The organism is Ornithinibacillus liuyingii (assembly GCF_055550225.1).
In genome coordinates this window covers 20,118-39,622 of sequence record NZ_JBPWOS010000013.1, presented here as the reverse complement: position 1 = coordinate 39,622, position 19,505 = coordinate 20,118, and the positions used below count along the sequence as shown (strand labels likewise).

The 19,505-nt window shown below is 38.5% G+C and carries 16 protein-coding genes; 13 read left to right on the top strand and 3 right to left on the bottom strand.

Annotated features, from left to right (window positions below; all coding sequences use genetic code 11):
- Window positions 1–116: 116 nt before the first annotated feature.
- The 6 genes from ACSKT4_RS16330 (at window position 117) to hutG (ending at window position 7,913) form a co-directional block, all read left to right on the top strand.
- Window positions 117–632: an acyl-CoA thioesterase gene (locus ACSKT4_RS16330; protein ID WP_186868259.1), complete on the top strand. Its 516-nt coding sequence runs from the start codon at window positions 117–119 to the stop codon at window positions 630–632.
- Window positions 633–821: 189 nt separating this feature from the next.
- Window positions 822–2,243 carry an alanine/glycine:cation symporter family protein gene (locus ACSKT4_RS16325; protein WP_186868260.1) on the top strand — a complete coding sequence of 474 codons (1,422 nt, stop codon included), beginning with the start codon at window positions 822–824 and terminating at the stop codon, window positions 2,241–2,243.
- A gap of 270 nt (window positions 2,244–2,513) precedes the next feature.
- Complete coding sequence (hutH, locus tag ACSKT4_RS16320) at window positions 2,514–4,037, top strand: histidine ammonia-lyase (protein WP_186868261.1); 1,524 nt, start codon at window positions 2,514–2,516, stop codon at window positions 4,035–4,037.
- Window positions 4,034–5,686: a urocanate hydratase gene (gene hutU, locus ACSKT4_RS16315; RefSeq protein ID WP_186868262.1), complete on the top strand. Its 1,653-nt coding sequence runs from the start codon at window positions 4,034–4,036 to the stop codon at window positions 5,684–5,686. Before hutH ends, hutU begins: the two co-directional genes overlap by 4 nt.
- Window positions 5,687–5,736: 50 nt before the next feature.
- Window positions 5,737–6,945 carry an imidazolonepropionase gene (gene hutI, locus ACSKT4_RS16310; protein WP_211741208.1) on the top strand — a complete coding sequence of 403 codons (1,209 nt, stop codon included), beginning with the start codon at window positions 5,737–5,739 and terminating at the stop codon, window positions 6,943–6,945.
- Entirely contained in the window at window positions 6,942–7,913 is a 972-nt protein-coding gene (hutG, locus tag ACSKT4_RS16305) for a formimidoylglutamase (protein WP_186868263.1), read from the top strand. Before hutI ends, hutG begins: the two co-directional genes overlap by 4 nt.
- A gap of 104 nt (window positions 7,914–8,017) precedes the next feature.
- Here hutG and ACSKT4_RS16300 read toward each other — a convergent pair whose 3' ends face one another.
- On the bottom strand, window positions 8,018–8,335 hold the full coding sequence (locus ACSKT4_RS16300) for a winged helix-turn-helix transcriptional regulator (protein WP_186868264.1): 318 nt from the start codon (window positions 8,333–8,335) through the stop codon (window positions 8,018–8,020).
- A gap of 239 nt (window positions 8,336–8,574) precedes the next feature.
- Here ACSKT4_RS16300 and ACSKT4_RS16295 point away from each other — a divergent pair, with 239 nt between their 5' ends.
- The 3 genes from ACSKT4_RS16295 to ACSKT4_RS16285 all read left to right on the top strand — a co-directional run bounded on the left by ACSKT4_RS16295 (window position 8,575) and on the right by ACSKT4_RS16285 (window position 11,003).
- On the top strand, window positions 8,575–9,819 hold the full coding sequence (locus ACSKT4_RS16295; protein ID WP_186868265.1) for an aminopeptidase: 1,245 nt from the start codon (window positions 8,575–8,577) through the stop codon (window positions 9,817–9,819).
- Window positions 9,820–9,967: 148 nt separating this feature from the next.
- Window positions 9,968–10,141, top strand: coding sequence for a hypothetical protein (locus tag ACSKT4_RS16290; RefSeq protein ID WP_186868266.1), 174 nt, complete (start codon window positions 9,968–9,970; stop codon window positions 10,139–10,141).
- Between the two features lie 79 nt (window positions 10,142–10,220).
- Window positions 10,221–11,003: a class I SAM-dependent methyltransferase gene (locus tag ACSKT4_RS16285; protein WP_186868267.1), complete on the top strand. Its 783-nt coding sequence runs from the start codon at window positions 10,221–10,223 to the stop codon at window positions 11,001–11,003.
- Between the two features lie 263 nt (window positions 11,004–11,266).
- Here ACSKT4_RS16285 and ACSKT4_RS16280 read toward each other — a convergent pair whose 3' ends face one another.
- On the bottom strand, window positions 11,267–11,590 hold the full coding sequence (locus ACSKT4_RS16280) for a hypothetical protein (protein ID WP_186868268.1): 324 nt from the start codon (window positions 11,588–11,590) through the stop codon (window positions 11,267–11,269).
- Window positions 11,591–11,985: 395 nt separating this feature from the next.
- Between ACSKT4_RS16280 and ACSKT4_RS16275 the strand changes: the two genes are divergently transcribed.
- The 3 genes from ACSKT4_RS16275 to ACSKT4_RS16265 all read left to right on the top strand — a co-directional run bounded on the left by ACSKT4_RS16275 (window position 11,986) and on the right by ACSKT4_RS16265 (window position 14,919).
- Window positions 11,986–12,990, top strand: a complete 1,005-nt coding sequence (locus ACSKT4_RS16275) for a phosphotransferase enzyme family protein (RefSeq protein ID WP_465823678.1) — start codon at window positions 11,986–11,988, stop codon at window positions 12,988–12,990.
- A gap of 128 nt (window positions 12,991–13,118) precedes the next feature.
- Window positions 13,119–13,820, top strand: a complete 702-nt coding sequence (locus ACSKT4_RS16270) for a Type 1 glutamine amidotransferase-like domain-containing protein (protein WP_186868270.1) — start codon at window positions 13,119–13,121, stop codon at window positions 13,818–13,820.
- A gap of 25 nt (window positions 13,821–13,845) precedes the next feature.
- The gene (locus tag ACSKT4_RS16265) at window positions 13,846–14,919 is read left to right on the top strand and encodes a hypothetical protein (protein ID WP_465823677.1); all 1,074 of its coding nucleotides are present in this window, start codon (window positions 13,846–13,848) and stop codon (window positions 14,917–14,919) included.
- 311 nt (window positions 14,920–15,230) lie between these two features.
- Here ACSKT4_RS16265 and recQ read toward each other — a convergent pair whose 3' ends face one another.
- Window positions 15,231–17,375 carry a DNA helicase RecQ gene (gene recQ, locus ACSKT4_RS16260; RefSeq protein WP_211741114.1) on the bottom strand — a complete coding sequence of 715 codons (2,145 nt, stop codon included), beginning with the start codon at window positions 17,373–17,375 and terminating at the stop codon, window positions 15,231–15,233.
- Window positions 17,376–17,655: 280 nt separating this feature from the next.
- On the opposite strand from recQ, the gene ACSKT4_RS16255 reads away from it, so the two are divergent.
- Window positions 17,656–19,488, top strand: coding sequence for a cation:proton antiporter (locus tag ACSKT4_RS16255; protein ID WP_186868273.1), 1,833 nt, complete (start codon window positions 17,656–17,658; stop codon window positions 19,486–19,488).
- The last annotated feature ends 17 nt before the right edge of the window (window positions 19,489–19,505 follow it).

The following is a 19,505-nucleotide window of genomic DNA, read 5'->3' as shown; positions in this document are numbered from 1 at the left end:
GTCCTATCTGGTTTCCTATTATCGTTCGCAAGGGTCTGACTGAGGACGTTTTACCGCTTATTTAATAGAAAAGGGTTCTCTTATATTCGTTAACTAACTTTTGGAGTGATGTTCAATTGGAAAAAAAACCATGTTCAAGTTCATTAGCAGTTAAAACATCTCATGTATTACCACCAGATACCAATTATCACGGCACATTATTCGGTGGTACGTTAATGGCTCATATTGATGATGTCGCAGCAATTGCAGCGGTTCGCCATTGCCGTAAAGCGGTAGTTACAGCTTCTACGGACTCTGTTGACTTTTTAGAGCCTGTAAAGCAAGGTAACTCTATTTGTGTGGAAGCATTTGTCACTTGGACACGTAATACATCGATGGAAGTATTCGTAAAAGCAGTAACAGAAGACCTGCTTACAGGGAAGCGTAAAGTATGTGCAACGGCCTTTTTAACCTTTGTAGCGGTGGATGAAAATCTACGCCCTGTTCCCGTACCAGAGGTTTACCCAGAGACTGAATCAGAGAAGCTGTTACATGAAGGTGCACCTTTACGTGCAGAGCGCCGTAAAGAGCGAAGAAAGTATTCCAGAGAATTCGCCGACAAGTTTGGAACATCATATCCGTGGAATAATTAGACATCTTACAGTAAAATTATAAGATGTGTGTTTCTAGGCAAATAGGAAAGTGTAATAATCTTTCCTGCATAGCATTAGAAAAGGAGCCTATTTTTATAGGGCTTCTTTCTTTATTGTGAGGGAAATTCTCATAATTGGTTATCCTAAGCATATGAATGTAGCTAAGACAGAAGAGAAAGGGGTTACATGATGACGTTTATTGAAAATTTAGTTGGTGAAGCTAATGATATTTTATGGTCATATGTACTTATTATTGTATTAATTGGATTAGGCTTGTATTTTACAATACGAACGAAACTTGTTCAATTCATTAACATTCCAGAAATGTTCCGGGTTATCTTTGACAAGCGAAGTATTAATGCCTCGGGTAAGAAAGGTACGTCTTCATTCCAGGCATTTGCAATTAGTGCAGCATCTAGAGTTGGAACCGGTAACCTCGCTGGGGTAGCATCAGCTGTTGCCATTGGTGGCCCTGGTGCAATATTTTGGATGTGGGTAATTGCCTTATTAGGAGCGGCATCGGGCTTTGTAGAAAGTACGTTAGCTCAAGTATATAAGGTTCCAGAAAAGAGCCAATATCGTGGTGGACCTGCTTACTATATGGAAAAAGGCCTCAAAAGCCGTTGGTTAGGGATCATATTTGCGATTACGATAACATTTACATATGGGCTCGTATTCAACTCTGTGCAATCGAATACGATTAGCCTTGCGTTTGATGATCAGTTTCATATTTCAGGATCTACAATGGCAATTATATTATTAGTCCTAGTAGCATTAGTTATTTTTGGCGGTTTAAAAAGTATAGCGAATGTGTCGCAAGTAATCGTTCCAGTTATGGCTACCATCTATTTACTGATTGCCTTTTATGTTGTGCTAATCAATATTGGTGCAATCCCTGAAATCATATCACTTATATTTGCTAATGCATTTGGTTTACGAGAGGTTGCTGGTGGTGGATTTGGTGCAGCAATCATGATGGGAATTAAACGTGGATTATTCTCGAATGAGGCAGGTATGGGGAGTGCACCTAATGCTGCCGCGACAGCAGAAGTGTCTCACCCGGTAAAACAAGGATTAATCCAAGCATTAGGAGTATTCTTTGATACGTTATTAATTTGTACAGCAACAGGATTTATCATTATAACTGCAGGTAATTATGCTGGCAGTGATTTAGATGGAATCCAATTAACACAGAACGCCTTTACGCAGCATGTTGGTGATTGGTCAGGAATCTTTATTGCGATTGCGATATTCCTCTTTGCTTATAGCTCTATATTAGGGAATTACTATTATGGTGAAAGTAATATTGGCTATATTAAAGATAGCCCAGGATGGTTATTTGTGTATCGTCTGGCAGTATTAGCAATGGTTGCTTTTGGTGCATTAGCGAGCTTTGACTTTGTTTGGGCACTAGCAGATTTAACGATGGCGATTATGGCATTAATCAACCTGTATGCAATCACGAAGCTCTATAAAATTGTGCATGTTGTATTACGGGATTACCGTGAGCAGCGTCGTGCAGGGAAGGATCCTGTATTTAATCGCGAAATATTGGATGATCCAAGTGGAGTTGAATTTTGGGAACCTGGACAGGTGAAAGGAAAAGAATAGCGTAATAGGATAGACATTCGTCATGAGGCGGATGTCTATTTTTTTGCTTAATAATTGGGAAATTACTCCTAAACAATATATTGCAATAGCTAATGAAAGCGTTTAAAATAAAGAAAAGTAAGAAAATTGTAAATGGGGTATGGTAATGAAATCAGTCCATCCATTATATATAGTAATTGTCCATAATCAAGGAGGTTAGGTAATATACCTAGCCTCCTTTTACTTTGTTCACTTTAACTTAGTAACGTGATGCTATAAAGGGGTGTCGTAATGATTGTATTAACAGGAAAATCCTTAACGTTAGATGATGTTGGCAGGATTGTTTTCCAAAATGAACAAGTCGTTTTATGTGATCGTCAACGAGAGAAACTAAAACAGAATCGCGAAATCGTAGAGGAAATGCTCCAGGATAAAAAAGTGATGTATGGAATCAATACGGGCTTTGGCAAGTTAAGTGACCATCGAATTAGTGATGAAGACTTAGAAGCACTGCAACTAAACTTAATTCACTCCCATGCTTGTGGTGTAGGCGAACCCTTCGATGAAAAAATTAGTAAAACAATGGTACTACTTCGAGCAAATGCACTTGCCCAAGGATATTCTGGTGTTCGGGTTGAACTAGTTCAATCATTAATAAATCTAGTCAATGCTAACATTTGTCCGGTCATTCCCCAGCAGGGCTCTCTTGGTGCAAGTGGTGACTTGGCTCCATTATCCCATCTTGCTCTAGTAGTGATGGGTGAGGGAGAAGTGTTTTATCAAGGAAAGCGGATGCCAAGCATGGACGCATTACAAGGTAATGGGCTAACACCTTTAATCTTAAAAGCAAAAGAAGGTTTAGCATTAATTAATGGAACCCAGGCGATGACCGCAACCGGGGTTGTGGCGTATTTAGAGATGGAAAAGTTGTTACATCAAGGTGAGTTAACAGCTTGCATGACAATGGAAGGGTTACGTGGCATTAGAGAAGCATTGGATGCAGATTTGCACCGTGTAAGAGGACATCAAGAGCAAATAGATGTAGCAAAACGAATGCGACATAGTTTACAGGATAGCAAGCTAATAAGTTCACAAGGGGAATTTCGAGTACAGGATGCCTATTCATTACGGTGTATCCCACAGGTTCTCGGAGCCTCTTGGCAAACACTTCACTATGCCAAAGAAAAATTAACTACAGAGATGAATGCAGTAACAGATAATCCATTAATTTTCTCAGAGGATTGGAAGGTTATATCTGGTGGTAATTTTCATGGTCAACCTATTGCCTTTACGATGGATTTTTTAAAGCTTGGCATTGCGGAACTAGCTAATATTGCCGAGCGAAGAATTGAACGCCTTGTAAATCCTCAGCTAAATGATTTACCGGCATTCCTAAGTCCGAATCCAGGGTTAGAATCGGGAGCGATGATTATGCAATATAGTGCAGCGGCGCTCGTTTCGGAAAATAAAACCTTGGCCCATCCTGCTAGTGTCGATTCGATTCCTTCTTCAGCTAATCAAGAGGATCATGTCAGTATGGGAACGATTGCTGCAAGGCATGCACTAGCCATGTTGCAAAATACAAGAAGGGTAATTGCAATTGAACTCATTTGTGCGATGCAGGCGGTGGAATATCGAGGCGTTGAAAAAATGGCCACGAGTACGAGAGAGTTCTACAACAAAGCTCGAAAGGTAGTTGCAAGTATTCGAAAGGATCGCGTGTTTTCAACAGATATAGAAAGGCTAACAGCTTGGCTGAAGGAATCAGATGCAAGTCAGGTTATGAATCAAATTGGAGAGGTGGAAAATGTATGAAAAGAAAAGAGGTACGTGCTAAAAAGGGGTTGGAATTAGCGTGTAAAGGTTGGGAGCAGGAAGCAGCTCTGAGAATGCTGTATAACAACTTAGATCCGGAGGTGGCAGAGAATCCACAAGAGCTTGTTGTGTATGGAGGTATTGGGAAAGCAGCACGAAATTGGGATGCATTTGATGTGATTGTACGCACCTTACGAACTTTGGAAAACGATGAAACAATGCTGATTCAATCTGGTAAGCCTGTTGGAGTCTTTAAAACTCATAAACACGCGCCAAGAGTGTTACTGTCTAATTCGGTATTAGTACCGAAATGGGCTAACTGGGAGCACTTTCATGAACTCGATCAGAAAGGACTAATGATGTATGGGCAAATGACAGCGGGAAGCTGGATCTATATCGGAACGCAAGGGATATTACAAGGAACGTATGAGACATTCTCTGCAGTTGCGAAAAAGCACTTTGGTGGGACTTTAAAAGGGACCATTACATTAACTGCTGGTCTTGGTGGAATGGGTGGAGCGCAACCTTTAGCGGTAACCATGAACGAAGGAATTGTCATAGCAGTTGAAGTAGATAGAGACCGTATTGAAAAACGCTTAAAGACGAAATATTGCGATGTGATGACAGATAGTATCGATGAAGCCATCCGATGGGCTAAGGAAGCCAAAGCACAGGGAAAGGCATTATCCATTGCATTACTTGGCAATGCAGCAGAGGTTCATCAAGCTCTCTTACAGCAGGATATTAAGATCGATATCGTGACAGATCAAACTTCCGCACATGACCCGTTAAATGGTTATATTCCGATAGGTTACTCGGTCGAAGAAGCGGTAGCACTCCGTAAAGCGGACCCTGACAAGTATATGGCACTAGCAAAGCAAAGTATGGCGAAACATGTTGATACGATGTTGACCTATCTGGAACAAGGTTCGATAGTATTTGATTATGGGAACAATATTCGACAAGTTGCCAAGGATGAGGGGGTTGAAAAAGCATTTAGCTTTCCTGGCTTTGTACCAGCTTATATTCGACCATTGTTCTGTGAAGGGAAAGGTCCATTCCGTTGGGCTGCGTTATCTGGTGATCCAGAGGATATTTATCGTACGGATGCATTAATTAAAGAGCTATTTCCAGAAAATAAACCCCTTATTCGCTGGATTGATATAGCAAAGGAAAAAGTTGCTTTTCAAGGTCTACCATCTCGAATCTGTTGGTTAGGCTATGGGGAACGGGTAAAAATGGGGTTAGCAATCAATGAGTTAGTTCGTAACGGAGAGTTGAAGGCACCAATCGTCATTGGTCGTGATCATTTAGACTGTGGATCTGTTGCTTCACCAAATCGTGAAACAGAAGGAATGAAAGATGGCAGTGATGCAATTGGGGACTGGGCAGTATTAAATGCATTGATTAATACAGCTGCTGGTGGTTCTTGGATTTCTTTCCACCATGGGGGAGGAGTTGGAATGGGCTACTCACTACATGCTGGAATGGTCGCTGTAGCAGATGGTACAGACTTAGCGAAGGAAAGATTGGAAAGGGTTTTAACAACAGACCCAGGGATGGGGATCATTCGCCATGCTGATGCTGGATACGAAAAAGCGCAGGAATTTGCAGATAAACATCATATCACAATACCGATGAGGGGGTAATTTAGGTGCAAGTTGATTTACTTATTACAAATATTGGCGAGCTTTTACCGATGGATAAAAAAGGCCCAGTAAAAGGTACCGATATGAACGCATTAACGATATGGCATGATGCAGCAATCGGAATTAGGGATGGGGTAGTAGTTTGGATAGGATCCTCGGAAGAAGCTACTATACTAGAAACCACTCAAACAATTAATGCAAATGGTAGATTAGTAACACCTGGGCTTGTAGAGCCACACACCCATTTAGTGTTTGGCGGTTCTCGTGAAAAGGAACTAGCTCTGAAGCAACAAGGCGTGCCATATCTAGATATTTTAAAACAAGGTGGTGGAATATTATCTACCGTAAGGGCAACACAAGAAGCCTCATATGAAAGTCTTCTAGAGAAGGCGTTATTCCATTTGGATCGAATGGCTACATATGGGATTACTACTTTGGAAGCAAAAAGTGGCTATGGTCTGGATCGTGATACGGAACTGAAACAGCTACGCGTTGTTAAAGCATTAAATGAGCAGCATCCGTTAGATATTGTTTCTACGTTTCTAGGTGCCCATGCCATTCCGGTCCATTACAAGGGTGACCCGGAGGCATTTCTTCTTGAGATGAGTGAGATGTTTGATGAAATCAAACAAGAAAACCTTGCAGAATTTGTAGATATTTTTACTGAAACAGGTGTCTTCACTGTTCCCCAGTCAAGGCGTTATTTAAAGAAGGCGAAGGAAAAGGGATTTGGCTTAAAGATCCATGCCGATGAAATTGACCCATTAGGTGGAACAGAGCTGGCGGTAGAACTTGGCGCTATTAGTGGTGATCATCTTGCTGTAACGTCTTATGAAGGAATAGAAAAATTGGCAAATTCGAATACGATTGGTGTTATTTTACCGGGTACTAGCTTTTATCTAGGGAAGGATGATTATGCTAGAGCACGTGAGATGATTGATGCCGGAGCAGCCATTGCCATCTCAACAGACTTTAACCCGGGAAGCTCTGTTACAGAAAATCTACAATTAATCATGTCAATCGCTGCTCTTAAGTTAAAATTATCACCCGAAGAGATATGGCATGCTGTAACGGTTAATGCTGCCCATGCAATTGGCAGAGGAGATGTTGCAGGCTCTATTACAGTTGGAAGAAAGGCGGATATTGTTGTTTGGGATGCACCGAACTATCTCTATATCCCATATCATTATGGTGTCAATCATACGAATACAGTGATTAAAAACGGCAAGGTAATTTATGAAAGGCAGGGGCTACGATGATAGAATTTCGTTATCTGAAGCCAGCTGGCCAAGCTATATTTAAAGATCGATATACGAAAAAGGCAAAGGAGTTATTAACAACCTGGACTAAAGGGAAAACTATTTCTTATGGGATTGTTGGGCTACCATTATCCAAGGCATCTATTAGTCATTCAGGGGCAGCATTTGCTCCTACTGCGATACGGGAAGCGCTGCAGAGTTATACCGTATATTCCGGTGAACAAACGTTTGATTTACACGAGGAAATAGTAGACTTCGGTGATATTGAGATGCATCCAACTGATATTAACGATAGTCAGAAAAGGATTCGTATAGGGCTTTCCGATATATTTAAACAGGAGGATGTAAAGAACTGGTTTCTACTTGGTGGGGATCATTCGGTAAGTTATTCCGCTATTAAGGCTTTTAGAGAACAATATGGGGAAGTTGGTGTCATTCAATTCGATGCCCACCATGATTTACGTAATACAGAGGATGGTGGACCGACAAATGGGACCCCGTTTAGAAGATTACTAGAGGATAAAGTTATTTCAGGGGAAAACCTAGTGCAAATTGGAATCCGAGACTTCACCAATGCTAAAGCCTATCATACGTATGCAATGGATCATGGGGTAACTGTCTATACTATGAAACAAGTACGAGATCAAAGCCTCTCCAATATACTCACGAATGAAATTATAACATTAGCGAAACGAGTGGATGCTATTTATTTATCAGTGGATATGGATGTATTGGATCAAGCCTTTGCACCAGGCTGTCCAGCAATTGGCCCCGGAGGAATGGACAGTGTAACACTGTTACAAGGTATTTATGACGCTGCTCAACATGATTTAGTAAAAGCACTGGATATAGTAGAAATCGACCCTACCCTTGATTTTCGAAATATGACAAGTAGAGTAGCTGCCTATGTATTATTGGAGTTTATGAAGGGGAAAAGTATCGGGAATAAAAGTGTCTACATTACTTAATATCATTTAACTGTATAGCCTACCTGTAACAAATACTAATAAATGAAACCCGAATAAGTTCTTGCAATAGAATTCATTCGGGTTTTCATATAGTATATTTCCCTCTAGTTAACTTCTTCTTCTGCAATCCAATCATTAGCCCAATTTTGAATATCTTGAATAACAGGGCGTAATGACTCACCCTTTTTGGATAGTGAGTATTCAATACGAACAGGAAACTCAGAATATATATGACGTATTACAATGCCCTCTTTTTCAAGCATTTTAAGTCTATCAGAAAGCAATCTTCCACTTATCGGTAAATTCGATTCCATTTCGGAAAAACGTTTTGGTCCATCTAATAATTCGAAAAGAATTAATCCAACCCAACGTTTGCTTATAATCTGCATAGCTTTTTCGAAGCGTGGACATAATTCACTCATAGGATCACCTCACTCTTATGGAATCGAAACAATTCATTAGCTTACAAAAAGTAACTAAATAAATTGTATCACAACCTTTTCAACGTGTAAAATTCGTTTTCTTATACATGCAGATACTATCTTTGTCTCTACTAACTTCCAGAAAAATCCTACCCGAATATAAACTCATGTAGTTGGCTATTTTCTTAATTTGTGAAATAATAGCATTATCTCAATAATTACTAATTGGAGGTTATTACATGGTATCACAACAAATACAAGAAAAATACGCAGAGTTAGCATTACGTACTGGCGTTAATTTACAAAAAGGACAAGCCTTAATGATTAATGCGCCACTTGAAGGGGTAGACTTCACTAAATTGGTTGTCCGTAAAGCATATGAACTAGGCGCAAAAGATGTACATATTAACTGGGTAGACGATGAACTAACCTTATTGAAATTTGAAAATGCACCAGATGAAGTAATCGCGGATTATCCGGAGTGGAAAGTGAAGCTCCATGATTCATTTGCAGAAGACGGTGCGGCGGTGTTAAACATCCGTTCGACTAATCCAGATTTGCTCAAAGATGTTGATCCAACCCGTGTAGCAAAGGCAAATAAAGCTGCTGCACAAGCAATGTCTAATTTCCGTAAATATACCATGAATGATAAGATTACATGGACAATTATCTCGATACCTACAGGGGATTGGGCACAAAAAATCTTCCCTGATAAATCAAAAGAAGATGCAATAGAAAGTCTATGGGAAGCTATTGTGAAAATCGTGCGTGTGGATCAAGAAGACCCAATCGCAGCATGGGATGCACATAATGAAACATTAAAAACAGCTCGAGAAATTTTAAATGAGAAGAATTACAAGAAGCTTATTTTCAAAGCACCGGGTACTAACCTAGAAATGGAGCTTCCTGAAGGGCATATTTGGAAAGGTGGATCCGCGGTTTCTGAAAAAGGAATTACGTTCAATCCGAACATGCCTACAGAAGAAGTATTCTCCATGCCGCATAAATATGGTGTTAATGGAACTATTTCTAGTACAATGCCTTTAAACTATGGTGGAAGTTTAATTGATAACTTTACATTGACTTTCAAAGATGGTAAAGTAGTTGATTTTAAAGCAGAGCAAGGGGAAGATACCCTGAAACATTTATTAGATACAGACGAAGGTGCAAGCCGATTAGGGGAAATTGCATTAGTACCGCATGAATCACCTGTATCACAATCTGGATTACTTTTCTATAACACATTATTTGATGAAAATGCATCCTGTCATGTCGCTTTAGGTAAAGCTTATCCAACGAATATTGAAGGTGGATCAGCTATGTCTGAAGAAGAACTGGATAAGCATGGTGTTAACGATAGTTTGACACATGTTGACTTTATGTTTGGCTCTAAAGAGTTAGATATCGATGGCGTTAAATTCGATGGTACAACGGAGCCAGTATTCCGTGGTGGTACTTGGGCATTAGATATGAAAGGTAACTAAATAGCTTATCAAACTGTTACACGAGGTGTAGCAGTTTTTTTTGTTGTTTTATAATGATTGAGTGAATTTTTGTAAAATTGAAACCTTTATGTGTGATATTCGTATGAAAAGGAGGTCGTAAATTCTTCGTATAAAAGGGGTCAATAAGATGAAGCAATATAAACGATATATGATGATGTTGTTAATCATTGTAGTCGTAGTGGTAACGATCATATTTTTCTTCCCTGTTAATGGTAGTAAAAAGGTGGTTAATGTAACGGGTCTATTTACCGGAATGGAATTCTTACATGCTGATCATACATATAGTTGGGATTCAACCTGACATATTCGTGGAAAGAACCATAAATAAATGAAGCATACCTTTCTAAAGCAAGTGAGTTCATTAAAAAGGAGACGAACAAATGGATATTTTAAATCAGAACAGTATGGCCTGGGATAAGAAAGTGGAGGATGGCGTTACCTATACAATGCCAGTGAGTAAAGAGATTATAGAAAAAAGTAAGAATGGAGAAGTTGAAATCTATTTAACGACAACTAAAAGGGTACCACGCCATTGGTTCCCTGAGTCACTGCATGGATTAAAGGTTTTATGCTTAGCTTCTGGTGGTGGACAACAGGGACCGGTTTTAGCGGCAGCTGGGGCTGACGTAACTGTAGTCGATTTATCAGAGAAACAGCTAGAACAGGATAGAAAAGTGGCAAAGCGTGACGGGCTTAAGCTAACTACCATACAAGGGAGCATGTTAGATCTCCACTTTTTGGCGGATGAGACGTTTGATATGATTGTACATCCTGTTTCGAATGTGTTTGTCGATGTTATTTTACCGGTTTGGCAGGAAGCCTATCGAGTGTTGAAGAATAACGGCGTTCTAATCGCTGGAATTACCAATCCTTTGCTTTATATTTTCGATGAAGAGGAGGAAGACAAGGGGAATCTAGTAGTCCGTCACAAAATTCCATACTCTGATTTGGAGGTTTTATCAGATGAAAAACTCGCAGAATATCGTGCAACTAAACGTGCACTAGAATTTGGTCATACATTAGAAGATCAAATTCAAGGACAGATAGATGCTGGATTTGTCATCACAGGCTTTTATGAAGACGACTTTGGTGGTCGAAGAATGCTAGATAATTATATTAAGACTTTTATTGCAACGAGGGCCGTTAAGATAAAAGAATTTTAGCGAAGTAGGACAAAATGTTGTCTATTTTAAACTGGATGAGCGAATACAAGTAATCCCGTATCACCATTTTACGTGATACGGGATAATTGATTTTAGGCTATATTCTACATAGCCATTATGTTAACTTTTACGAAAAGTATCCATAAAGGCTTGGAAAATTTCAGTACCTTGGTAAGACAATAACATTACCGCAGTAAATGAAAAGATTCCCATCATAATGAAACGTGCGACCATCATCGCTTTCACCCTCCTTTGAAAATAACTTAGCTGATTTTCAAAGAAGTAGAGATTAAATAATTAGATTGATAAAAAATAGGACATAATACTGTTCGTCTTTTAACGAATTGAACAAGTCGATTAAACGAGAATACAAAGATAAAGGTTACTACTAGGATAGTCCCCAGGAACAGGAACGTAATCTTTAGTTTTCCATCCCCAGTTACTGGGAAAAAATTATCTAAAGTAGAAGATGTTGGGGTATCGTATTCTTGGACTAGAATCGGGTTCTCGTGTTTAAAAACTGCATGAGCATAATAAAATTGACCCATTACGGTTAACAGGACGAACAGGGCAATATACCTTTTCACAGAACCACCCCTTTAAAGTAATTTCTATATTATACATCTAATCGTTGAAAATTAGAAGTGGGTTGTTCGTTAGATGAAAGAAAATGGATTAGAAAGTAATTTGAAAATTCATTGTTTTATGGAAGGTTATAGTATATAATACAAGTAACTTAAAGCGGAAGGGGTGAGGTCGATGTTTGCTAAATTCAATAAGTTTGGTCTTTCTTCGTCCTTACCTCTTAATGATAAGTAATAGTTTGCCCTTAGGACGGAAAAGATTTGAGGGGCTTTTCACAAGGAAATGGAAAAGAATCAAGGAGAGCCATATTTTAAGTTGGTTCTCCTTTTCATTTTCGTAATTCCCTATAAGCTTGTTGAATATTGTTGTCAATATTCTATGGAAGGGAAGTATTTTTATGATGAAACTTAGCAGTATGATGAAAGTTGTCGAAACCGTGGACAGTGAATGGAGAAGTCCATTGGCAGAGGAAATCTTAACAAGATGGCATTATGATGAAGGAACGGTATATTTTTTACGGGCCAGTGCAAATTTCATTTTTATATTCCAAAGAGAAGGTAAGCCATATTTTTTAAGGTTCAATGATTCCTCAGAAAGAGATATTAAAGTAATTGAGGCAGAACTGAAAATTGTTGCATATTTAAAGGAACACACATTAAACGTTGTTCAGCCAATGTTATCTAGAAATGAAAAGTATATTGAAGTTGTCGAAACAAAATGGGGAACCTTTCATTGCGTTGTGTTTGAAGGACTTAAAGGACAGCATTACGAACTAGAAGAATTGACGGATGTCCAGATTTATAAATGGGGCCAAGCATTAGGTGAGCTTCATGCTACTTTGAAAAATATGCCTGATCACCTGCTGGAAAATCGTCCAAGTTGGAGAGATCGATTTCAAGTCGCAGAGGAGGTTATTCCTGCAAGTGAACTATCAGCCCATCAAGAGCTAGAACGATTACAAAGTTGGGCAGAGAGGTTACCATTGGCGAAAGAAAATGTTGGTCTCATTCATTATGACTTTGAATTGGATAATATTCTTTTTGATAATGAAAAGATGAATATGCTCGATTTCGATGACAGTACGAGTCATTGGTTTATCGCAGATATTATTTATGCCCTTAGGGATGTAGGGGAATTTGATAGTAATTCTCCTATTATAAGAGAATTTATTCATGGATATAAAAGTAAGACAGAATTAGATGAAAACATTCTGAAGGAAGCGGATAAATTTGAAAGAATGCACCACATAAACAGTTTTGCCATACTGATTAGATCCGTGGACATTATAGAATCACAAGGTTATCCAGAGTGGCTCTTGAATCTAAGGAATAAATTAGCAGGCTATATCGAGGATTACAGACAATCTTTTGAAGCGATTGAAGTAGATATCGATAAGGATTAGTAATAGGAGGAGTTAATATTTATCAGAAGTATTAACTCCTTTGAAAATAATAATGGCTTTTTCGAAATCCATTTAAATAGGGGTGTAGATTAATTTCTTTAAAAATCCGTTATATAGGAAGTGGAAAGATGAGACAAGTAATAGCTCTTGGAGGTGGAGGATTTTCGATGGAGCCAGATAATCCTTTGCTAGATTTATATATCCTTCATCAGTCAGGTAAAACAACCCCTAAAATTTGTTTTATTCCCACAGCTAGTGGGGATTCAGATAATTATATAGCAAGGTTTTATAGCTTCTTTGAAAAGCAAAACTGTAAAGCCTCTCACCTTTCCCTATTTAAACCGCAAACCAGAGATTTGCAAAGTTATTTACTAGAAAAAGATATCATTTATGTTGGGGGAGGAAACACCAAGAATATGCTTGTATTATGGAAAGAATGGGGAATTGATACTATATTACAAACGGCTTGGGAGCAAGGTATAGTTTTAGCTGGTGTCAGTGCAGGTTCTATTTGCTGGTTTGAAGAAGGGGTGACCGATTCCTATGGTGGTAAACTGGAACAAATAAATTGTTTAGGTTTCCTTAGTGGAAGTAATTGCCCACATTATGATGGAGAAACAAATCGTAGACCTTCATACCAACAGCTTGTAGGCAAAGGGGAAATGAAAGCTGGTATTGCTACGGATGATGGTGTAGCGCTTCATTTTATCAATCAAGAATTAAGAGAAATTGTAAGTTCAAGACCTAATGCAAAGGCTTATAATGTTTATCTGGATAAGACAGTGAAAGAGCTTGAATTGGATGTAAGATATTTAGGACAAGCTGATTAAGAATTATAAAGGAGAAAGTATTGCAATGAGATGCGATGATGTTATACAAGCGATTCAAAAATTATCGTTAGAAAATATACCGAAAAACCATATTTCAAAAATTGGTGAAGGTGCTTGGCATGATGTATATAAAGTAGAAAGGGCACTAGCAGCAGATATTGTATTAAGAATCAAAAAGAAGGAAGCATATGGGGCCGTACAAGATTATGAAGAGAATGCATTGATTTCTGAATACGAATCTACGAAAATTTACTATCAGAATGCTAATGCGTGTTGTGATGGGATTTGTCCATCGTTTTTTGATTACTTTTTAGACGAATCTATCGTATTTACAGTCGAATCTTATATGGGAAAAGGAGTGCCACTTCAATGTTTACGTCATCATGATGCTTTTTCAGTAGGGGAAAAGTTAGGAGATTTCTTTCGGTCGATGCACAGTAAAACTACGGGTTTAGAGGGATTTGGTGCGTTGCAGTGGAATGGGGAAAAACTGGAAGGTAAAGTACAACAGGATGTCAATCAAATTTGGCAAGATGATAACGACCAGTATATAAGTGTATTGGAGAAGCTGACTAGAGCAGATTTACAATTCGATCAGATCAATGTTGTGGATAAGGTGATAGACATCATTAAAGACCGTCGTAATCATCAGCAGAAGATAGCATTAGTAAATCAAGATATAACACCAGAAAATATGATAGTACATTCAGACAATGTTTCGATAATTGACCCATTTCCAAGGTTAGATTTCGACTTGAAATATGCAGGTTATGTTGTTTTTTGTTATAAATTTCTTCTTCCAGCTTATTCGACTGCCCCGAGGTATCGGAGTAGTGGATATCTGCAAAACGCAAGTACAATGAGATATATTGGAGACGGTTTTATAAAGGGATACACAAGCGGTGATACTTGGTTGATTCGGTCGATAACGTATGAATATATTTTATGGGTTTTATTAGAGACGTATGAGCACTACGAAATCTTGAATGGGAACGATTTAAACTATAAAATACGCCAACAAATGGGGGATAAGGACATGATTAACAATAGGTTAAGCATATGTTTAGACGAACTAGAAAAATCTTGCTTAGCTTTATAATAGGAACCTTCTCAATATAAATATAAGCACTATTGGCTGAACATGATCTAGGGTGTTAAAGAAGATGCAATGAAAAGGATGTAGTGGAAAACCGAGTGGCGTACAATCTCCTTATGAAAAAGGACGCCCCCTATGATACTTCTATGTCTGCTAGTAGCACTACTGAATGACCATCCCTGGTACAGGTCTATAAAGCTCGTTCAGTAGTAGTTTGATTGCTAATAACCGTACATATTATGTGGAGCGATGGTGTCTAGCCATTCGATTTTCCTTTTGATTGAAACGGTTTTTGTCTTATCCTTAAAAGATGTTTACATAAGTCCATTCTTTACCAAAGCAGCCTTTATTTTTGTATAATCATAGCCATCAGGCAATGCTTCTTTTAAAGGTTTGAGTTTTGGCTCTTCGATTTCTTCTCTTTTTGCTAGAATTGTTGCTTCTTCTTCTGCATTGAAAAATATATTCCAAGCAATCGGATAGCCTTCTTGAAAGGCCTTAAATAAATGGTTTTCAACGGTCATCGTTGTCATTTCACGAATCGTTGCGATATCTTTAATAGATTTTCCAGATTGGAATAGTTTGTAGCTAACTAAATGACTTGGGCCTTCTTCTTCTTTTTTCTTTGGTTTAGGTGAAGGAGAAGCACCAGAAATCTTCACTCTAGTTTTCGCTTCGGGATGGTGAATACGCCACTTTTGAATGACTGACAAGAAGGCATCACCATATTGTTCATACTTTTTCTCACCAATACCTTTAATTTCAAGCATATCTTCCTTTGTATCTGGGAAATACCTGCTCAGCTCTTTTAACGTAGCATCAGAAAATAGCACATAAGGTGGGACATTGAGCTCGTCTGCCATCTCTTTTCTGAGAGCACGTAGCTCCTCGAATAAGTCCTTGTAATAATCATCTTCTTCACCAGTAGGGATTGGCGCAGTATACATCTCCACGGTTCTTTGGCCTTTTAATACTTCCACTGAATGTTGGTTTAGTTTTAAAGTTGGAAATTTCCCCTGTTCAGTTGATAGTAACTGCTCTGCTACTAGGAAGTGAATTCGTTCCGTAATTTCTTTCTCTGTATAAGCGGATAATAATCCATAAGTGGATAATGACTGTAATCTAAATTCGCGAAGCTTTTTGTCATTAGATCCTTTTAATACCTTTGCAGTCATACTAACCCCAAAACGTTCACCCATTCGTTTTACACAGGAGAGAATCATTTGTGCCTCCTCTGTTATATCAGTCTTTTCTAGTTTTTCTACACAGTTACTGCATCTGCCGCAGTTTTTATGTGGGGATTTGTCTTTGAAATAACCCAATATATAACTGCTTAGACAAACTTGGGTGTGGCAGTAGTTGACCATTGCTTGAAGTTTTGTATATTCATTTTGCTTCGCAGCATCATCCATTAAGGAACGCTCAATTAAGAATTTTTGCAGTTGGATATCTTGCGGTGAAAAGAGCAAGATACAGTCGCTTGCTTCACCATCTCTACCAGCTCTGCCGGCCTCTTGATAATAGGATTCAATATTCATTGGCATCGAATAATGGATAACGTAGCGAACATTGGATTTATCAATCCCCATTCCAAAAGCATTAGTGGCGATCATAATCGGTTTTTCGTCATGAATAAAGGCAGCTTGTGCTTGCTTCCTAGCATGTTCTGACATACCTGCGTGATATTTTGCTACTTCTATTCCACGGCTTGAAAGCTGATCATACAGTGTGTCTGCTTGCTTCCGTGTCGCAGTGTAGATGATGCCAGACTCATCTTGATGTTCTTCTAAGAAGGCACGAATATAGCTTGTACGGTCCTTTCCTTTGACGATATGAAAGGCTAAATTATCACGGGCAAATCCAGTGTTAATTACGTTCTGATTGTCTATATGTAATAGTTCCTGAATATCAGAAATTACTTCCTCCGTTGCCGTTGCTGTTAGTGCCATGTAAACAGGGATATTCCTGATTTGTTTTAAGGTAGGAACGATTGAGCGATAGCTTGGACGGAAATCATGTCCCCACTGGGAGATACAATGGGCTTCATCAAACGCAACAAGTGAAATTTTTATCCTTCTAATGACATGGATAAAACCATTGGATTCGAACCGTTCTGGTGCAACATATATAAATTTATACCGTCCATCGGCAATTTCATTCATACGGCTTTCCTGTTCTTCCGTTGATAATGAACTGTTAATAAAGGTTGCGGGAATACCTAGCGCTAGGAGAGAATCTACTTGATCTTTCATTAGTGAAATTAACGGGGAGATGATAATAGCTGTACCGTCAAGCGCTAGGCCAGGGACTTGATAACAAATTGACTTACCACCACCAGTTGGCATAACAGCAAGCGTGTTCGTCGTATTGGTTACTCGCTCGATTACTTCCCCTTGACCAGGTCTAAAGGATTCATAACCAAAATATGTTTTGAGAATCTTTTCTTGCTCTAGTATCATATTTTTCCTCCTCATCATCATTTATCCTAACATAAATTGATAAGGTAATCGAATTGGTAAATACTAATTCTAGTAGGTTATTATTACGAATAAGTGATGTTTTCATAACTGAAAAGGAGAAAAGTTACATATGTGTTACGTTGGAGTCTGGTATTATGAATAAATTATTTTCTCGAAGAGTTCTGCATTCTATTTCTCTAATTCAAAATAATATATAATAGTTTACTTTTATTTATAGGGAATATAGAATGACCTTATATTTTAAAATAGGGGGCAACGAATGGTACCATCATTATTATTTGAAGTTATGTTAATCTTCTTTCTAGGTATTGGCTCGCAATGGGTGGCATGGCGTTTTCGGATGCCAGCAATTGTAGTCATGGCCGTTACGGGACTTCTCATTGGCCCGGTATTTGGTTTTATAAATCCGGAAGAAGATTTTGGTAGTCTTTATAGTCCGATCATATCTGTTGCTGTTGCCATCATTCTATTTGAAGGTAGTTTAAATTTAAGCTTTAAAGAGTTACGGGGATTAGGGAAACCAGTTTTTAGAATATCCACTGTCGGGGCCTTTATTGCGTGGATTCTTGGATCGTTAACAGCACATTATATAGCCGGTTTATCCTGGGCTGTTGCCTTTGTAATTGGTGGTTTATTCATTGTTACGGGACCAACCGTTATAATGCCTCTGCTTCGTCAAGCAAAATTAAAACCGAGACCAGCGAAGATTTTGAAATGGGAAGGAATTATTGTTGATCCAATTGGGGCATTACTCGCTGTTTTTGCTTTCGAGATAATTGTTTATCTAACTGCGAATGACCCGGATGGAACAGCGTTAATTATGTTCTTTGCGGCTTCTATGTTTGCTGCGGTTTTCGGTTGGCTTTGCGGACGGGCAATTGGCTTTATATTTGAAAGAGGGCATATACCAGAGTTCTTAAAATCGCCAGCCGTGTTCACAGTTGTCATTCTTTGTTTCACCGTAGCTGATGAAATTATGCATGAAACAGGATTATTATCTGTAACGGCAATGGGAATCACGCTTGCGAATATGGGGATTTCCTCGGTTGCTGATATGCGTCACTTTAAGGAAAATATTTCGATTTTATTAATCTCAGCAATCTTTATCATGCTAACAGCATCCTTGCAAATCGATACGATTTTGGAAATTTTTAGTCCAAATATCATTGGGTATGTTCTATTAATGATGTTCTTAGTTCGACCGTTATCTATTTTTCTTTCCACATTCCGAACAGGACTGACATTTAATGAAAAATTACTAGTCGGATGGATTGCCCCAAGGGGGATTGTTGCCTTAACCGTATCTAGTTATTTCGCTACGATATTGTTAGATGCTGGTTATGAGGATGCGGAAATTCTAACGACCTTAACATTTGGTCTGGTATTCTTTACGGTTATCGCCCATGGCTTTTCGATTGGCTGGCTTGCGAAGCGATTAAATCTTTCTATGGAAGGTAGACCAGGAACATTAATTGTAGGAAGTAATAAGTTTACCGTAGAACTTGCCAAGTCGCTGGCAAAAGTGAATGTACCTATTATTATTGTAGATCGTTCCTGGCAGAAATTGAAGCTTGCTCGTGAAGCGGGAGTACCTTTTTATCATGAGGAATTCCTATCCGAGCAGACAGAACACCATTTAGACACCATTCCATATGAGTATTTAATTGCTGCTACGGATAGTAATTCATATAATGCGTTAGTTTGTACAACGTTTATGCCGGAATATGGCCGTACGAATGTCTTTAAGGTAAGCCCATATGATAAAGTCTCTAAATCAACGGAAATTGTCTCTAAAGTTGGTGGTAGGATTTTATTCAAACACGAAGTCAATTTAGAGGATTTAATAGAAAAAGTAGATAGTGGCTTTGTATTCCGTCAAACGATGATTACGGAGCAATACTCTTATAAGCAATACCTAGATGAAAAGGATGAGGAGACAGTATTCCTCTATATCATCAAACCATCAGGAAAAATTAATTATTACTCTGAGGAAATGCGCACCGTACCAAGTGCTGGAGACATCATTGTTAGTCTAATGCCACCAAATAAAGAAAAAGCAAAGATCCAAGCTAGATTGACTAATGAAGGATAAGATATAGTTTTTTTTGT

What these genes read in the sequence shown, in the direction of transcription:
- ACSKT4_RS16325 (WP_186868260.1), top strand. Translation starts at nt 822, where the DNA reads ATGACGTTTATTGAAAATTTAGTTGGTGAAGCTAATGATATTTTATGG.
- hutH (WP_186868261.1), top strand. Translation starts at nt 2,514, where the DNA reads ATGATTGTATTAACAGGAAAATCCTTAACGTTAGATGATGTTGGCAGG.
- hutU (WP_186868262.1), top strand. Translation starts at nt 4,034, where the DNA reads ATGAAAAGAAAAGAGGTACGTGCTAAAAAGGGGTTGGAATTAGCGTGT.
- hutI (WP_211741208.1), top strand. Translation starts at nt 5,737, where the DNA reads ATGGATAAAAAAGGCCCAGTAAAAGGTACCGATATGAACGCATTAACG.
- hutG (WP_186868263.1), top strand. Translation starts at nt 6,942, where the DNA reads ATGATAGAATTTCGTTATCTGAAGCCAGCTGGCCAAGCTATATTTAAA.
- ACSKT4_RS16300 (WP_186868264.1), bottom strand. Translation starts at nt 8,335, where the DNA reads ATGAGTGAATTATGTCCACGCTTCGAAAAAGCTATGCAGATTATAAGC.
- ACSKT4_RS16295 (WP_186868265.1), top strand. Translation starts at nt 8,575, where the DNA reads ATGGTATCACAACAAATACAAGAAAAATACGCAGAGTTAGCATTACGT.
- ACSKT4_RS16290 (WP_186868266.1), top strand. Translation starts at nt 9,968, where the DNA reads ATGAAGCAATATAAACGATATATGATGATGTTGTTAATCATTGTAGTC.
- ACSKT4_RS16285 (WP_186868267.1), top strand. Translation starts at nt 10,221, where the DNA reads ATGGATATTTTAAATCAGAACAGTATGGCCTGGGATAAGAAAGTGGAG.
- ACSKT4_RS16275 (WP_465823678.1), top strand. Translation starts at nt 11,986, where the DNA reads ATGATGAAACTTAGCAGTATGATGAAAGTTGTCGAAACCGTGGACAGT.
- ACSKT4_RS16270 (WP_186868270.1), top strand. Translation starts at nt 13,119, where the DNA reads ATGAGACAAGTAATAGCTCTTGGAGGTGGAGGATTTTCGATGGAGCCA.
- ACSKT4_RS16265 (WP_465823677.1), top strand. Translation starts at nt 13,846, where the DNA reads ATGAGATGCGATGATGTTATACAAGCGATTCAAAAATTATCGTTAGAA.
- recQ (WP_211741114.1), bottom strand. Translation starts at nt 17,375, where the DNA reads ATGATACTAGAGCAAGAAAAGATTCTCAAAACATATTTTGGTTATGAA.
- ACSKT4_RS16255 (WP_186868273.1), top strand. Translation starts at nt 17,656, where the DNA reads ATGGTACCATCATTATTATTTGAAGTTATGTTAATCTTCTTTCTAGGT.